Below are 17,081 nucleotides of genomic sequence, written 5' to 3'. Positions count from 1 at the left end.
GAAGAAATCGACCAGTACATGCCGTTCTTGAGATACATGGTTCTGGCTCCGGGCTCGACCTGCGGAAGCTGCACCAGCGACATACGCGGGTTGCCGGCCGCTTCGGCGTACGGCGTAATCTGCGTGGCCTGAGTGAGCATGAACGCTTGGCGTCCCTTGCCGAAATCGGTGTCGTTCATGGATGCGGTGGTGTTCTCGCTCCAGCGTTCGGCGCTGCCTTCGATGCCGCTTTTAGCCCAATCCCGCGGCTTCTGGAGGAACGCCGCCAAGGTTTCCGGCGTAATGCTGACGGTGTTGCCGTCGAAGGTGCTCTCCCCATGCTGTCGAGCCCACAGTTCAAGGCCGTAGCTGTTGTTCATGAAGATCGAGCCGATGTACTTGCCGCCGGACCGTTCGGTGACCTGTTGCGCGACCTGCTCGAACTCCTCCCATGTCCAATGGTCAGTATCGGGCAGGCTGATGCCGAGCTCGTCGAGAATGTCATTGTTGACGATCACACCGTACTGCGCGATTGTGGCGGGTGCGGCGACCTGCACACCGTCCACCTTGCCGGTGTCGCGCGTGTCGGCGTCCATATTGCCCAGATCCAGGTAATCGGAGGCCTTGTCCATGTCCAGCAATGCGTTCATCGAACCGTAGAACGCCAGATACAGCTGATCCATCTGCATGACGTCCGGTGCGTTGCCGCCGGCGGACTGCACGGCGAGCTTGTCCCAATAGCCGGTCCAGTCGGAGTATTCCATATCGACGTGGATGTTGGGATGCTCCTGCTCGAATCCCTTGACCGCTTCCTCGGTGGCCTTGACGCGGGCGTCGCCGCCCCACCAGCTCAGGCGGATGGTCACATCACCATCCGCCGGCACCACCGGCACATCGGACGCGCCGACCGAGCTGCCACACGCGGCCGTGACGCACAACGATATCGCCGCCATCACTGCGGCCAGATACTTCTTCCACAAACGCTTGAACATCATTGTTGTCCTTCATGATTGGAAATGGTATGGATGCGTGCGGCATCAAGGCACACCGAGGGAAGGCATACGAAGGTACGTCGACCGAGGGGCAACGCGGATGACGCTCCATCCATGTCATTTCCCTCCGGTGGTGGCGATTCCCTGAACCAAGTACTTCTGCCCGAACGTGAACACCAAGAAGAGCGGAATCAGCGAGACCACGCTCATCGCGAACATCGGTCCGTAACTCGACTGGGACTGCGAGTCGATGAACGTGCGCAGCGCGATCGGCACAGTGTACATATCCGGCTTGGTCAGATACAGCAACTGGCTGAAGAAGTCGTTCCACGTCCAGATGAAGGTGAAGACCGCGCAGGTGCCGATGGCCGGCTTCATCAGCGGCAGCAGAATCTGGAAGAAGATGCGCACATGACCGGCGCCGTCCAGCTTGGCCGCCTCGTCGAGGTCGCGCGGCAGTCCTCGCAGGAACTGATAGAACAGGAAGGTGAAGAAGCCGTCCATGGCGAGGAACTTCGGCACGATCAGCGGCACGAACGTGTTGATCATGTGCAACGAGTTCCACATGATGTACTGCGGGATCACGATCACATGAATCGGAATCATGAGCATGAGCAGCATGAATCCGAACAACACGCCGCGGAACCGGAAGTTCAGTCGAGCGAAAGCGTAGGCGGCCATCGAACAGGTGAGGATGTTGCCGATGATGGCGAACACGACGATGATCAGCGAGTTCAGGATGTAACGGCCGAACGGCTGGCTGAGCGCGTTCCATCCGGCCGCGTAGTTCTCCCAGAGCGGATTGGTGACCACCAATCCCATATTCGTGAAGATCTCCTCCTGCGGGCGCAGCGAGCTGGCGATCATCCACAGAATCGGATACAGCATGAGGATGGCCACGAGCAGCACCACAACCTGCTTGACCACGGCCACAATCACACGGCCGATGCTGCGGCTGCGGTTCGGACGCATGCCCGCGCCGGAGCCGAGCTCCGCATAGGCCGCATTGCCGCGATTGCCTGTGCCCAGCTCGTGAGCGGCGTGGTTCCTATCGGCTTCACCGGAGCCAATCATGGCGTTCATCGTTGCAACATCAGTCATCGTAATGCACCCAGAACTTCGAGAGAGCGAAATTGATTCCGGTCAGCAAGGCCACGATCAGCACCATGATCCATGCCAGAGCGGAGGCGTACCCCATGCGCAGCGAGGCGAAGCCCTGCTGGTAGAGGTACAGCGTGTAGAACAGCGTGGAGTCGGACGGGCCACCGGTGCCGCCGGAGACCACGTAGGCCTGCGTGAACGTCTGGAAGGAGTTGATCACGCTCATCACAAGATTGAAGAAGATGATCGGCGAGAGCATCGGCAGGGTGATCGAGCGGAACTGACGCCATTTTCCGGCACCGTCCACGCTGGCCGCCTCATACAGCTCACGCGGAATCTGACGCAAACCAGCAAGGAAGATGACCATTGGCGAGCCGAACTGCCAGACGTGCAACGCCATAAGCGTCCAGTTGGCCGTGTCCGGGTTTGCGATCCAAGACATCGACGTGTCTATGCCGAAGATGCCGAGGAACGCGTTGAACAGGCCGTCCGCACCGAATACCATCTTCCAGAGCACCGCCACGGCCACTGATCCGCCAAGCATCGACGGCAGGTAGAACGCGGAGCGGTAGAAGGCGAGCCCCCTCATGCCGCGATCAAGCAGCACGGCAAGCGCCAATGCGGCGATGAGCTGCAGAGGCACGGAGACGATCACATAGGTGAGGGTCACCTGCAATGAGCTGACAAATCGCGGATCGGCGAGCATATGCCGGTAGTTCATGAGACCCACGAACTGCGGCGGCTTGATCATGTTGTATTTGGTGAACGAAATCCCCAGCGAGTACAGCATCGGAATAAGGCTCAGGAACACCGCGCCGATCAGCCACGGAGCCAGGAACCCCAACGCCACCTTGGTGTCGGTCGGCTTGTCTTTCGGCTTGTGCCGGTTTTTGACCAGCGATCCGAATTCCGTAAACGAACTCACCGTGTCTCTCCTTCTTATCCACATCGGCTGCCCTATGTCAGCCCAACCCGCGCGGCCCCGCCTGCCTTGGCGTTCCATGAGCTGTGTTGAGGCGGCTCAGGCCGTTACCGCGTTAATGCCACGATAACGGCCTGTGATCCTACGTTGCCATTTGTTGCCATTGTTGCCAAATCGACCGGACGCCGACGCCGAGGATTCCGACAATAAGACTCCTTAATCGAACTGCCGGCGACCGGTCAATCCAATGTTCAGACGGTTACGCTCCACTGTGCATCCAGCGGCGGTTCCTCCTCGCCTTGGGTCATGTAGACGCGGTCGATGCGTACGCCGCCATTGCCGGCGAGGAAGGCGATTTCATGCGTCCCCACCGTCAAATCGACGCTGCTCAATTCGGTCCAATGCCAGATATAGCGCAGACCGAACGCCCATAGCCCCCGACCGGAGCTGTGCTCGGCCGCCGGCTGAACCTTGCCGTCCACGGACAGCCAGACCATGTCCTGGAACTTGCTGTCCACCTCGGCGTACAACCACACGCGGTAGGTTCCCGGTGTGGAGATGTTGACTCGGTAACTGATGCGCGGCGCTTCGTCCGCCTTCCAGCTGACGGCATCCCACTCCAGGCCCGCGGGCTCGGAGCGCATGGCCAGACCAGTGCCGCCATCGGTTTCCGACTGCACATGCCGCCATTCGCCCTTGCCATCAAGGGATGGCGTGGTCCATGCCGCCTCGCTGTTCAACAATGCGGTCTCCGCCTCAAAGGCAAGTACGCCATCATGTTCTCGCGGAGACTCGGCGGGCACGTAATCCAACAAATCCTTGCCGTCTGTAGTGGCCACCGGGTAGCGCGCGGCACCCAGAGCCTTCTGCGTGCGCACGGTGAAACGCTTGAACGTGGTGTCGGTGTCCCAGTAGTGCTTGCCGATCACGCCCACGCGCGGCAGAGGCACCTGCTCGGCTTCCAGATGGTAGAAGTCGCACAAATCCCTATCCAGCTCGGCGGCGGCATTCGGTGCCGGAACAGTTATCTTCGACTGGACGTGTCCGCGTCCAGTGTGATAGCTGAAGTCGGGGCCAAGGTTGCTGGCCTTGCGTTCGGTGGTGTACAGCACGATTTTGTCGTATGCGGCGTAGCTGTCAATCACATACAGGCGCAGCACATGGGCGCCGGCAGACAGATGCGGCAGGAACGTGCGGACTCGGTCGATATTGTCGAGCTTGCTGTTCTCCCAGTCGCCGATGTGCTCGTCGACGGTTTCGGTGCCGAGTTCGACGATTGGCGAACCATCCACGGACACACCCACGCGAATCTGTCCGGTGGAGTCCAGCGAAGGCACGCGATGCAGCTCCAGCTGCGGGACTGCGGCTTCGGTGAGCCAGAAACGGTATCCCACATATGCCGGATCGGTCTTCGGGTCAGCGGAAGTCGCCTCGATGCCAGAGTTCGCCTCGAGCACCGCATTGCCGAATCGACCAAGATGCTCCACATACTGCCAATGCGAGCGTTCGCCGTCCTGACGTTCGTCGGGGCGCGATGGATCGATGGATACGTAGCCGTCGGCTTCCACACTGCCGTCGAAGTCCGAAGAGGGACGTGCGGCGGCGATGACGTTGACCGAGATAGTACGTGACTGGCCAGTGGCGGGAACACGAACGGTCACAGTACCGGCGCTGCCGGCGGCGACTTCATTCGCGTCAACGTTCACACCGATGCGCACCTCGCTGGAGAGTGTTCCCCGAGCGTTGCCAAGGTGAATCCACGGTTGATTGGCCACAGCCTCGTATGCAAGACCGGCACGGCCTGTGGAGAACACCTCAATCCACTTGTCGGCAACGCCATCCGGCCAGAAGTCCAGCACATCGTCGCCGGGGACCTGCGCTCCCCATACCGTGACGCCGAGTCCGGCCTCGCCGGCGTGCAGCGCGGGACGGGCTGCCGGGTTGAGGGCGGTTGCGGGCGGCGGGAAGTCGTCCGGCGTGAACATGCGATCCCACTTGCCGCCGGCGAGATGCTTGTTGTAGTACTCGATGAGCGCACGCTTCTGGAGTTCGAAACGACGGGACAACGCAAGCTGCTCATCCTGCGCAGCCGTCTTCCCTTGGTGTTCGGCCAGCAGCGAACGGTCAGCATGGTAGAACTGCGCGTTGACCAGATAGGAGAAGTGCAGCTTGACCAAATAGGTTTCGAAGAAGGCATCGCGCTCATTCTCCGGCAGCGAGAGCCATAGGGCGTTGGCCTGATCGTACAGCTTGTGCAGCTCTTCGACGCGGTGCCCGAATTCGTCACCATAGGCGGTCTGCGAGAAAGCTCCGACTTCGAGGTTCTCCGGCTTACGCTCATTGTTGAGCTGATAGTAACGGGTGTAGAGAGCCGCGGCTTCGCGTCCGATGCCACCGGAGAAGTTGCGGTCGATCCACGCGGCGGTGTAGTCATTGACGTCGGTATCGTATTCGACGGTGCCAGCGTTCCACGCCAAGTACAGGAAATACTCCATCTCCTGTTCCATGGGCTTGAGCCCACCGATGTTGTCGATCCACATCTTGCGGATGCCGTTGTCCCACGACTTCTTCAATTCGTTCTTCATCAGCGTGAACGGCGTCGAGGATGTCGCAAGGTAGCTGTCGGTGGGAGCCCAGTAGGAGGAATGATAATACAGGCCATGGCCGCCCTTACGCTTGCGCTCCGCGAGCGAGGGGAAACGACGCATGTACCCATAATTGTCGTTGGCCCACAGAATGGTGATGTCGTCCGGCAGTTCGAGACCGTCGTCGTACAGCGGCAGCACCTCCTTGTACGGCACGAACAACTGCAGGTCCTTGTCGGCGCGGTCTCCCAGCTCCTCGTGCAGAATCCGGCGCTGATCGGCAATCACCTTGCCGAGCAGGTCCACACGCGCACGGTGCTTCTGCTCTTCGGACAGGTGCATGTCGCCGTCGATGGCGCGAGTCACAAAGCCAGTGTCGTGGATGCCTCGCATGCCGACGGTCCAGGTGACCTCGTGATCATGGTTGCGTTGCACTCCTTCGCGCCAGTACTGCTGAATCTTCTCGCGGTTATGGCCTTCGATGGAGTAGTCGTATTTGACTTCCTCTCCCTGTGCCTTGACCCACGGATCCCATTCATGCTGATTGGAACGCATGAGCATATCGCAATGGGTGGTGCCGATCACGATGCCCATCCGCTCGGCAAGGTCGCCGTTGCGAGGATCGTCGCCGAAGGCGCCGACATGCATGGCCGGCCATACATAGTTACCCTTGAGGCGAAGCACGAGTTCAAAGAAATGACGATAAGTCTCGGGACCGATGGTGCCGTCAGAGGTGTGTGTGCACGCCCAATCGTAGAATTCTTCCTCATCGTTGATGAACACACCACGGTACTGCACCGCGGGCCATTCAAAGACCTTAGCGTTACGGTTCACAACAATCGCATCAGCATGGCGAACCGGAATGTCAGCCCACCAATACCAAGGCGAAACACCGGCCGCTTCAACCAAATCATAGATGCCATAAATGGTGGCACGACGGGAAACACCCGCGATATACACCTTGGAATCCACAGTCTGCAATGTGTAGGACTCCCACCGCCATTCGCCGTGTTCGTCCTTGAGCTCTTCGATGTCGAGCAATCCTTGCTCGATTGCGTCATCGATGATTTCGCTGGTGCCGATGGTGCCAATCACCAGATTGGCTTCGGCAGCATTGGCAGTGGTGTTCAGCTCGGCGCCGCTGACGGAGGCAAGATCACGAATCAGATCGGCGACCGCCATACCGACCGCTTCGGTCTCATTGGCCGAGACGGCCACAGCGGCACGTTCCCCACGACGGGCGATGACAACGCCGTCTTCTCCGGTGTTCACATAATCCTTGATGTGCATAGTACGCCCCTTTCTAACACTGAATCAATCAATGGAATGAACCAGAAAAGGGGCATGCCGAACGATGACGAATTCTTATCGGACACGCCCCTTGTACTCAGATTCGCCGTACCGATACGGCGTTCATGCTATTCCGCGGTTTCAGGCCAGCACTTCTCGTACTTGACGCCGGTGAGCTGTTCGCACACCTTCTTGACCGTGGGATCGACGTCGGCCTTCTTACCTCCGGCCTTGAGACGCTCGATCTCGGCGACGAGGATACCGTGCGTCTTCTTGCTCAACGGCAGGGTCAGGGAGATGATCCATGCGATGGCGAGGCCGGCGATGACCCATCCGATCATGACCATTGCGATGCCGTTCTGGGCGGCGACGGGCTGGGTATCGGCATCCTTGACGAAACCGGTGGTAGCCAAGTACACGCCGATGGCGGAGGCTGCGAAACCGGCGGTCAGCTTACGCAGGAACAGCTGGAAACCAACGAACACGCCGGTGCGGTTCTTACCGGTGACCAGCTCATCGACATCCGGAATGAACGGGAACACGTTCCACGGGATGAACCAAGTCAGGGAGCGGAAGATCAGCCACCAGATTGTGATGACGTACACCAGCACGTTCCAGATGGACGGGTCGAGAGTGCCCTGGCTCTTCCACAGGAAGAGCAGGCCAAGCAGACCCAAGATGGCACCGCCGAAGTCGATGGAGAACAGCTTGCGCGGTCCAAGCTTGGCGAACAGCCAACCGTAAACCGGCTTGAGCGGCTCACCGATGATGGACAGGGACAGCAGGGCGGAGGCGAATGCCGCCGGCTTGTTCAGGTCGTAGAGCACGAAGAACAGCCAAGTCTGACCGAAGATATCCAGGAAGGACTGGCCAAGCAGGTAGATCAGAACATGCTTGCGGAAGGAGGAAATGCGCAAAGTGGTGAAGAAGTCAGCAAACAGCTGGCCAACGCCCTTGAGCCACTCGCCGAAGTCGAACGGCTTCTTGGCCTCGGCGTCAATAGCGGCGACGTCGATGCCGGCCTCTTCCGGGGTATATTCCCAGGTGGACTTCCATGCGGCAAACAGGCAGATGCAGAAGATCACCATGAAGGTGAGCATGGCCACCTGATAGGAGTAGGCGTGGTCTTCGCCCAACGCACTGAGGATGATGGCCGCACCGCCGGGGATCGCAGCGTTGGAGATGCCGGAGAAGAGCATACGGGTGGTGGACAGCATGGTACGTCCGTTGAAGTCCGTGGTCATCTCGGTAGGCAATGCGGAGTATGGGGTCATGATCATCTGGTTGGCGATAATCCACAGGGCATAAACGACGAAGTAGAGCCACAGCGGCAGTCCAGGAATCCACATGAGCATGGTGACCAACAGCACGGGGATGCCGGCAATCAGGAAGAAGCGGCGACGACCGAACTTGCGACCGAACTTGTATCGGTACAGGTTGTCGGACAGTGCACCGACGACAAGAGCCGCGAATGCAGAGACCATGGTGGCAATGCCGACGATGTTCTGCGTCTGATCGATCTCCAATCCGGCAAACTTGGTCCAGAACACGGGCAGGAACACCGCGAGCTGGCCGAAGCCGCCGCCATAGAAATCACCCAAAGCGAAGCCGATGGCATTGCCCAGCTTCACTTTCTTTCCGGGCTTGGTTGGTGTTTGCACGACGTTCTCGTTCGTTTGAGACATCGCCGTTCCTTTCTTCTCACTTATGTGACGAACCGCGTCCGTCATTTGGTTGAGCCGACCCGGTTTACGAGCCCGTGGATTGCGTTCGGTGACCACAATGTCCTTGGCATCTGGAGTCTTCATCGGCCGGTTGGCATCGTTATATCAAGACTTGAACGGACGGCGAACATGGATTACCATGTTTTACCAAAATAAGGGACAATATTGCCATGACCATTCCCCGGGAACCGAATCGAACCAAACGCGTGACGCTTGCCGACGTGGCGGATTTGGCCGGCGTAACGACGGCAACGGCTTCCAGGGCCTTATCCAAACCTGGACGCATCTCCATAGCCACCGAAATGAAGGTGCGGCAAGCCGCCGAGCAACTCGGATATGGAGCGGGCCGGATGCCGACCATCACCGGCACCCATCGTCTGGCCGTCATCGCCTCGGACCTTGCCGACCCATCCCTGCTGCCGCTCATACGGTATATGATGCGAATCCTCGACCGACAGAACCTTTCATCGGCGATATTCGACGCAGCGGCCGATACCGTACGCGAACGCATACTCATCGAATCGAATCTAGGACTGTATGACGGCATGGTGCTGCTCAATCCGATGCAATCCGAGACCCGCATCGCGCGATGGGCCGGTTCCAGGCCGATGGTCACCTACAATCGTCCCGTCTCCGCAACGGCCGGGGTGGAAACGGATGCGCAGATGGCGGTCAACGACGCCGTCGGCATGCTGCACGATATGAATCATCGTCGCATCGTCTACGTATGTTCCAATGCCGATCAATGGATTGCACAGCGACGTAGACAATGGATAGGCACGGCAACGGCGCGCTATGATTCCATGCGCTTCGTCACGGTCAACGCGCAAGGCGCCAATGAGGAATATGCGGATCTCTATCGCAAGGTGATGGCCGATGGTCCGGACGCAGTATTCGCTGGAAGCGACACCCTCGCCCTCTCGTTCATCGCACAGGCCAACCAGAACGGCACACGAATCCCGGATGACGTGTCCGTCATATCATTCGACGATTCACCGTTGGCGTCTTGCGGAATTCCGCCGCTGGCGTCCATTCGTGCGACCCCGGAGTATGCCGCCCAACAACTGGTGGCATTGCTGGGATCGATATTGCGCGATCCCGAGCATGCCAGCCATCAGCACATTCGTTCCAACGCCACGTTCCTGCTTCGTCCCAGTCTCAAACGCAAGAACGCGCCACTGAGCCGGAAACGCATCAGCTTGGCGCTTACCGACACCACCAGTGTCACGGATCTCACGCTGCTCTCAAGCTCCACGATTGAGGCGCTTCCCCGCATCGACGAATTCATGCGCCAATATCCGACCATCCGCATCACACCAGTCGAAGGCGGCTCACAAACCGAGACCATGCACCGATACATCGAATACGTGCGGGATAACCACAACATCCCCGATCTCATCAACATCCAATACCAGTACCTGCCGCAGTTCGCCGCCAACGATCTGCTGCTCAATTTCCGCAACAACACCATCGAACGCAGCTGGAGCAGGGATTTCGCCAATCAGGCTTGGCAGGACGTGCACTACGCGGGAGGCCTGTATGGCATACCAGGAGATCTTTCGCAGATCGTGATGTTCTATCGACGTGACATCTTCGAACGCCACGGCCTGCGCATCCCCACCACTTGGCAGGAGTACCACGACATCGGCGTACGGCTGCATGATCTTGACCCATCCACGACGATGGGTCTGCTGGACATTTCCACCTCCGCCCCCTATGGCACGTTTTACCGTATGAGCGGCGCCCGTCTTTGGAGGACCGATGCCAAACACAACACCATCAACTTCCATTTCGGCACGCCACAGGTGCAGGAAACCGCACGATTCATACAGCAGTGCATCGATGACCACGTGCTGCATTGCGACGCCCAGATACTCGCCCGAAACTACACGTACGTTCCGGACATCAGTGACGGCCGTTTCGCGACCATCGTGCACGCAAACTGGCAGGCGCGCATGTTGGCCTCCACATATCGCCACGACACCGGCAAATGGCGTATCGCTCTCGCCCCGACCTTTGAGGGGAAGGGACGGCGCACGGCAAACATCGGAGGATCCCTAATCGCGGTCAGCAACCGCATCCCCCGAGAGAAACAGGCCCCCGCGCTCGCGTTCGCCCATTGGTTCCAAGCCAGCGCTGACGCGGTTCGTCTCAGGACCAGGGGAAGCGTCTCTGCCGCAGTCCCCTTCCTTGACGCTATGAAGCGCAACGAGGATGTCGACCCGTTCTATGGCCAGAATGTTCAGCATATTCTCGCGGATGCGTTGGAGACCGTGCCCGACAAATGGGAGTCGTTGCCGATCATGACCCGGCTGGACACCGATTTCCGATTCATCGTCGCCCCATCATTGGTGCCCGGAGGGGATTCCCCCACGCGTCTTCTGGATTTGCAACACAGTCTGGCGCAGTACGCGGTGGATCATGGATATACCGTGTCGGAAGAATGATGGCCCACCAGCGAGCCTTCTAATCAAGAGAAGGCCACCTAATAGAGGTGACCTTCTCATATGCGCTCTTCGTCAGGGCCCTCTATGAGGCACCCGACGAAGAGCGGACGCACATCACGCCTTGGACTTGGCGACGGCGACCCACTTGTCGAGCAGGGCCTGGGCCTTGCCGGAGTCCACGGCCTCTTCGGCCAGCTTGTAAGCTTCGCGGAAGCGCTCGCCCAGCGTACCCTCGCCCACCAGATGACCGTCGGCCACGATGGCGGAGGCCGCGTTGAGCAGTGCGGTGGTGCGGGCCGGGATGTCCTTGCCGGCCACGAAATCACGGAAGGCGGCAGCGTTGACCTCGGGCTCGCCGCCCTTGAGATCGGTGACATCGATCTTGGCGAGGCCGAGCTCCACGGTCGGGTCGAATTCGGTCTCGGTCACCTTGCCGTCGCGGATCTCCCACACGGAGACCGGGCCGGTGGGGGCGAGCTCGTCCATGCCCTCATGCGAAGTGTAGACCATGCCGGACTGGCCGTTGGCGGCGTATACGGCGGCCATAATCGGGCTCATCTCGCGCTTGGCGCAGCCGATGGCCACATGGGCGGGCTTGGCCGGGTTGGTCAGCGGGCCCAGCACGTTGAACACGCACGGGATGCCGAGCGCGGCGCGGATCGGGCCGACGAAGCGCATGGCCGGGTGGAAGGTGCGGGCGAACGCGAAGGTGATGCCCACCTCGTCGCCGACCTCGCCGACCGCCTCGGGCTTCAGGTCCAGCGGCAGGCCGAGCGCTTCGAGCACGTCGGCGGCACCGCACTTCGAGGAGGCTGCGCGATTGCCATGCTTGACGATCTTCACGCCCGCGGCCGCGGCGGCCACCGAGCCCATCGTGGACAGGTTCACCGTGGCAAAGCCGTCACCACCGGTACCCACGATGTCGGTGGTCTCACCGGAGACGTTGAGCGGCACGGCGTGCGACACCATGGCCTTGGCCGCGCCGGACACCTCCTCGGCCGTCAGTCCCAGTTGCTGCTGGAGGGCGAGCGCGGCACCCACGGCGGCGGGATTGGCGTTGCCCTTCATCAGATCATCGACGAACCATTCGGATTCCTCGGCGCTCAGGTGGTCTCCCCCGACCAGCTTGGTGAGAATCGACTTCCATGTGATCTCGGCCATTGTTCCTCCTTGGCGCACTCGCGCCCGATAATCAGTGACGCGGCCAATTGTAATGGGCATATATTGCGTCTCCGACAGGTTCTTTCATATTGCAGAACGCGAAAGGCTCCCCGCTCAATGCGGGGAGCCAATCACTCATTAGCCATCTGCAACCGGCTGGTTAGCAATAGCAGTCGCTAGTCAGACTCACCGCATCACTCGGCGGTCTGCGGCCAGCACTTCTCGTACTTGACGCCGGTGAGCTGCTCGACAACCTTCTTGGTCTCCGGATCGACGTCGGCTTTCTTGCCACCGTTCTGGAGACGGTCAATCTCCTTCAAAAGCACCGCATCGGTCTTCTTGTCCAGCTTCAACGTAAACGAGATGATCCATGCAATCGCCAGACCCGCGATGATCCACCACACTAGCACCGTGCCGATCGCGTTGACCGCCTGATCGGGTTGCGGCTTGCCGGCCTTGAACGCGTCCTCCACGAACCCGTTCGCCCCCAGGAACCAGCCCCATGCCATCGCGGACAGTCCGGCCGTGATCTTACGAGCGAACTGCTGGAAGCCGATGTACAGGCCGCCACGGTTCTCACCGGCCATGATCATGTCCACATCCGGGATGAACGGGAATACGTTCCACGGGATGAACCAAGTCATGGCGCGGAAAATCAGCCACCAGACCATCACCACGTACAGCATGGCGTTCCATGCGGCCGTTTCGTTCTGAGCGGCGGTCTGCCACAGACCCCACAGGCCCAGCAGACCGATGATTGCGCCCGCGAAGTTCAGGGAGAACATCTTGCGTGGGCCGAGCTTGGCGAAGAGCCAGCCGAAGACGGGCTTGAGGGGCTCGCCGATCAGGGCCATGCCCAGCAGGGCGGAACCAAACGCGACCGGCTTGTTGAGGTTGTACAGCACGAAGAACAGCCACACCTGGCCGAAGATGTCGAGGAACGACTGACCCAGCAGATAAATCAGGATATGCTTGCGGAACGTCTTGTTGCGCAGCGTGGAGAAGTAGCCGACGAAGATGTCGCCCACACCCTTGAGCCACTTGCCAAAGTCGAACGCCTCCTTCTTCTGGGCTTCGATCGCGGCCTCGTCAAAACCTGCTTCCTCTGGGGTCAGCTCCCATGTGGACTTGTACGCGATGAACACGCACACCGCGAACAGCGCGATGAAGCAGCCCATGGAAATCGTGTAAGACGAGCTCTGCTTGTCGCCGAGGGCCTTGAGGAAGGCTGCCATACCGAGCGGCACCACCGCAGTGGAGATGCCGGAGAACAGCATACGCGTCGTCGACAGCATGGTACGACCGTTGAAATCGGTGGTCATCTCATTCGGGAGCACCGAGTACGGGGTCATGATCAGCTGGTTGGCGATGATCCACAGCGCGTACACCACGAAGTAGGCCCAGAATGGCATGCCCGGCACGAACATGAGAATGGTGACCAGCAACAGCGGCACACCGAGGAGGATCAGGAAACGACGACGGCCAAACTTGCGGCCGATCTTGTACTTGTACAGGCTATCGGACAATGTGCCGAACACCAGGGCGGAGAACGCGGCGAGCATCGTCGCGATACCGACGATGGAACCTGCCTGCGCGACCTTGAGGCCGGCGAACGTGGTCCAGAACAACGTCAGGTAGGTGGCGATCTGGCCGAAGCCGCCGCCATAGAAGTCACCGAACGCATAACCAACCGCGTTCAGCAGCGTGATCTTGCGTCCCTTAGGCGCGCTAGCCTGAGAGGTGGTTGCCTGCTGTGTCATTGCAGCATCCTTTCCATTCCTGTATGCGGGAGGCACCCCGCTACAGGTTTTTTCTTTTTTCTCGCAGGATTCAGGAGGCACCCTGAAATCCGCGAATTCTCTTCTCTGGGCTCCCTCTGATGAGGGAGCTGTCGAACACAGTGAGACCGGGGGAGGGAACTCGAAGGTATTTTCGTCTGGATCTCTCCCCCACCCGCTCCGAGGGAGGCCTCCTCGTCAGAGGGAGCCAATAACAGCTACTTCTGCCACTTGGCCTTCATGGCCTTGAAGATCTCGCGGTCGGTAGGGTGGTTCTCCATGTTCATGATCACGAACACGTCCTTTTCCCACTCGGGGTAGCAGAAATCGCGCAGCCACTGGAAGTAGTGCGGACCGTCGCCCACGCAGCGCAGGTAGCCCATGAGCTGTTCGGCGACCCATGCGGACTGCTTGATGTCTGTGAGGCAGTCGTTACGCCAGAAGCCGGCCCACTTGCCGTGTTCGCGGTCGCGCATCGCACGATCGCCCGCGGTGAACTCCTCGGCGGCCAGACCCGCGTCGTAGAAGGCGTGCTGCCAGTCCTCGTCGTAGCCGGCAAGCAGGGCGTCGCACACATGCACGGACGCGGCCACGGAGTGCTCATAGATGCCGGCCTCGACGCCGATGGAGTCGCGGATGAGCTCGGCGGCTTCCTCCTCACCGCGCAACTCGGCGGAGATGGCGGCCAACTCGACCTTGTCGGCGAGGTCGGCGTAACGCTTGACGGCCGGCTCGATCAGGTCGCGGTAGAACGTGATCTGTTCCTTGAGTGTGTCGGCCTCGTGCATCCAGCGAAGGTCCTGCGCCGGGGCGTTGCGGTCCTTGAGCCACTGGGTGATGAGCATGCGCGGCACATGGTTGAAGTACTGCTCGCCGGCGTGGTCATCCCAGTTCGGGCCATACTGCACGGCCGACTTCCAGTATTCCTCGTACAGGTCGAACACGGCGTCCACGTTGTCCTCGCCGTAGTAGTCGGCGATGTAGCGCTTGGCGACCTGCTCGAAGTCGATTTTGCCGTCGCGCCAGATCGCAGCAATGAAGTTGAGGAAGTAGACGTGGGGCTTGATGTTGGAGGCGTTGACGATCCACACGTCAGCGCCACCGTGCTCGATCACCTGTTCAAGCTCGCCAGCCACCAGGCGCGGGTCGTTGGTGATGTCGGTGGTGTGGTTGGCGGCCTGCAGATCGTAGAAGCTGGCGTGGTAGTAGATGCCGTTGTCGCCGTCGTTCGTCGGCATGGCGGGCACACGCGGGTTGTTGTTCTCCTGACGGCGGGAGACCATGCGGCCGAATCCGTTGTCGGCCCAGATCTTGGCGACCTGCTTGGGGTAGGTCAGCACGCCCGCGCGGTAGAGCTCCATGGCCTCGCCGTACAGGTAGATGCAGCACTGGGCGCCGGGGTCAGCCTCCTGCACCATGTCGTACTGCTTCTGGATGATCTCGGATAGCAGCTTGCCACGGGCTTCGTCGGTGGCGTAACGCGGGTCGAAGTTCCAGAACGGCTGGTCGCCCTGGCCACGGAAGCCGAGCGTCCACACAGTGCGCTTGCCCTTCTGGGCCTCGATGGCCTCACGCCACAGCGCCTCGAAACGCGGCTCCTCCTCGGGCCACTTGGGCTGCACGCCCGGGTAGGCGGCCGCGAACATGCGCGCACCAAGCGGACACGCGTGGTGCTGATTGATGTAGAAGCCCATGTCCTGCGCGAGCTTCAAATGCGGTTCACCGCGCTGGCCGGAACCGGGGATGACCATGTTGCCGCCCAGACGGTATACGGTTTCGAAGGCAAGACGCCAGGTCTTGTCGAGGTCGTTGTCGACCTTCCAGTCCTCGAGCAGCACCTCATCGTTGATGAAGAAGCCCTTGTACTTGACGGCGGTGGGCTTGGACGCGAGCGCGAAGTCGTCGGCCAACTCGATGCTCGGCACCGGCTCGAACCGCTGATCGTTCCAGAACCAGAAGTCCTTGACGCCGAGGACCTCGCGGCTGACGGCGTACAGGCCGTAGATGAAACCGAAGTCGTCGCCTGCGTGGATTTCGAGGTTGCCGTCGGCGACGCGCACCTCCCAGGTCTCGGGGTTGTGTGCGCCATCGACGAGCACGATGTCCGCTCCGGGCTGGTCGGACGGCGAGATCGTGGCTTTCAGGTCACGCTCGATGTCCTCGACCGCGAACGCCACTGCCTTGGACGGCGTCGCCCCCGTCACCCTGGACGCGGATGTGATGGAAATAGACATGGTTCCTCCAAGTGAACTTGTCTGTTGCTTTCGTACGTTCCGGTGCGCTTCCACGCGCCCGAACCGCTGACAGGAACCATGTTCGTTCATCCTGGAACGCACGTTGCGCTTGTTGCCAAAGGTTGCCATAATGTTGCGCATCGTCTTCGACAAGAGCGGGGAGACAGCATATGGGCAAAGGCAAAACCACCATCTATGACATCGCGCGCGAGGCCGGAGTAAGCCCGTCCACCGTCTCGCGGGCGCTCAGTCAGCCGGGGCGAATCTCGGCTAAGACCGAATTCCGCATTCGCCGGGTGGCCGAGCAACTCGGCTACCTCACACCGGACACCGCCGACGACGGCGACACTCCCCTACCGGCCACCGGCATGATGGCGGCTATCGTTCCCACGCTGGCCAATCCCTTGTACGCCACCACGGTCAATGCGCTGCAGGAACATCTGGAATCGAAGGGCTACGGCCTGATCACCCTGGACACCAATGAGAAACCTGCCGTCGAGCGCAAGGCCATGTCCTATGTGATGCGCAACGTGGACGGCGTGGCGCTCATCTCCTCGCGCCTGAGCGAACCGGATATCCGTCGCATCACACTGGTCAAACCGGTCGTGCTCATCAACCGCACGATTCCGGGATTGGCGAGTGTGACCGTGGATGTGGCCGGGGCCATCGACGACGCGGTGCACGCGCTGAAATCCTCCGGTCATTCGTCGATCACCTATCTCGCCGGTCCCGTGAGCTCATGGTCGAACGAATACCGTCGACGTTGCATACGCGCCTCAGCGTTCCGTTACGATATGACCTACCGCGTGGTGAGGGAATGCGAACCAAACCTCTCCGGCGGAGTGAAAGCCGTAGAGCAATATCTTAT

10 protein-coding genes and 1 pseudogene are annotated in these 17,081 nt (G+C 60.2%); 3 read left to right on the top strand and 8 right to left on the bottom strand.

The features are described from left to right. The 5 genes from BG22_RS10175 to BG22_RS10155 all read right to left on the bottom strand — a co-directional run. Positions 1 to 974: ABC transporter substrate-binding protein (locus BG22_RS10175; RefSeq protein ID WP_140495287.1), on the bottom strand; the 974-nt coding region annotated here is incomplete at its 3' end. Positions 975 to 1,088: 114 nt separating this feature from the next. Then, positions 1,089 to 2,072 (bottom strand): carbohydrate ABC transporter permease, encoded by a 984-nt coding sequence (locus BG22_RS10170; RefSeq protein WP_258186340.1) that lies wholly within the window; start codon positions 2,070 to 2,072, stop codon positions 1,089 to 1,091. Continuing rightward, positions 2,065 to 2,997 (bottom strand): carbohydrate ABC transporter permease, encoded by a 933-nt coding sequence (locus BG22_RS10165; RefSeq protein ID WP_219846949.1) that lies wholly within the window; start codon positions 2,995 to 2,997, stop codon positions 2,065 to 2,067. Before BG22_RS10165 ends, BG22_RS10170 begins: the two co-directional genes overlap by 8 nt. A 248-nt stretch (positions 2,998 to 3,245) precedes the next feature. Then, the gene (locus BG22_RS10160; RefSeq protein WP_140495283.1) at positions 3,246 to 6,869 is read right to left on the bottom strand and encodes a glycosyl hydrolase 115 family protein; all 3,624 of its coding nucleotides are present in this window, start codon (positions 6,867 to 6,869) and stop codon (positions 3,246 to 3,248) included. A 128-nt stretch (positions 6,870 to 6,997) separates the two neighbouring features. After that, the gene (locus BG22_RS10155; protein WP_181163487.1) at positions 6,998 to 8,554 is read right to left on the bottom strand and encodes an MFS transporter; all 1,557 of its coding nucleotides are present in this window, start codon (positions 8,552 to 8,554) and stop codon (positions 6,998 to 7,000) included. A gap of 209 nt (positions 8,555 to 8,763) precedes the next feature. On the opposite strand from BG22_RS10155, the pseudogene BG22_RS11550 reads away from it, so the two are divergent. Together BG22_RS11550 and BG22_RS10150 are read left to right on the top strand one after the other, a co-directional pair. Beyond that, a pseudogene (locus tag BG22_RS11550) lies at positions 8,764 to 8,919 on the top strand (LacI family DNA-binding transcriptional regulator); the annotation flags it as partial. 24 nt (positions 8,920 to 8,943) lie between these two features. Continuing rightward, the gene (locus tag BG22_RS10150; RefSeq protein ID WP_258186339.1) at positions 8,944 to 11,040 is read left to right on the top strand and encodes an extracellular solute-binding protein; all 2,097 of its coding nucleotides are present in this window, start codon (positions 8,944 to 8,946) and stop codon (positions 11,038 to 11,040) included. A gap of 114 nt (positions 11,041 to 11,154) precedes the next feature. On the opposite strand, the gene trpD is transcribed toward BG22_RS10150, so the two are convergent. The 3 genes from trpD to BG22_RS10135 all read right to left on the bottom strand — a co-directional run bounded on the left by trpD (position 11,155) and on the right by BG22_RS10135 (position 16,213). After that, entirely contained in the window at positions 11,155 to 12,201 is a 1,047-nt protein-coding gene (trpD, locus tag BG22_RS10145) for an anthranilate phosphoribosyltransferase (protein ID WP_140495277.1), read from the bottom strand. A gap of 194 nt (positions 12,202 to 12,395) precedes the next feature. Next, the gene (locus tag BG22_RS10140) at positions 12,396 to 13,961 is read right to left on the bottom strand and encodes an MFS transporter (protein ID WP_140495275.1); all 1,566 of its coding nucleotides are present in this window, start codon (positions 13,959 to 13,961) and stop codon (positions 12,396 to 12,398) included. A 236-nt stretch (positions 13,962 to 14,197) separates the two neighbouring features. Further along, positions 14,198 to 16,213 carry a glycosyl hydrolase 115 family protein gene (locus tag BG22_RS10135; RefSeq protein WP_181163486.1) on the bottom strand — a complete coding sequence of 672 codons (2,016 nt, stop codon included), beginning with the start codon at positions 16,211 to 16,213 and terminating at the stop codon, positions 14,198 to 14,200. 170 nt (positions 16,214 to 16,383) lie between these two features. Between BG22_RS10135 and BG22_RS10130 the strand changes: the two genes are divergently transcribed. Beyond that, positions 16,384 to 17,081 (top strand): LacI family DNA-binding transcriptional regulator (locus BG22_RS10130; protein WP_140495271.1); only part of this gene is annotated, 698 nt, incomplete at its 3' end.

The sequence above is a fragment of the Bifidobacterium sp. UTBIF-78 genome (assembly GCF_006408945.1).
GTDB lineage: Bacteria > Actinomycetota > Actinomycetes > Actinomycetales > Bifidobacteriaceae > Bifidobacterium > Bifidobacterium myosotis.
Note: the sequence above shows the minus strand (reverse complement) of the source record. Positions and strands in the feature narration are given on the sequence as shown.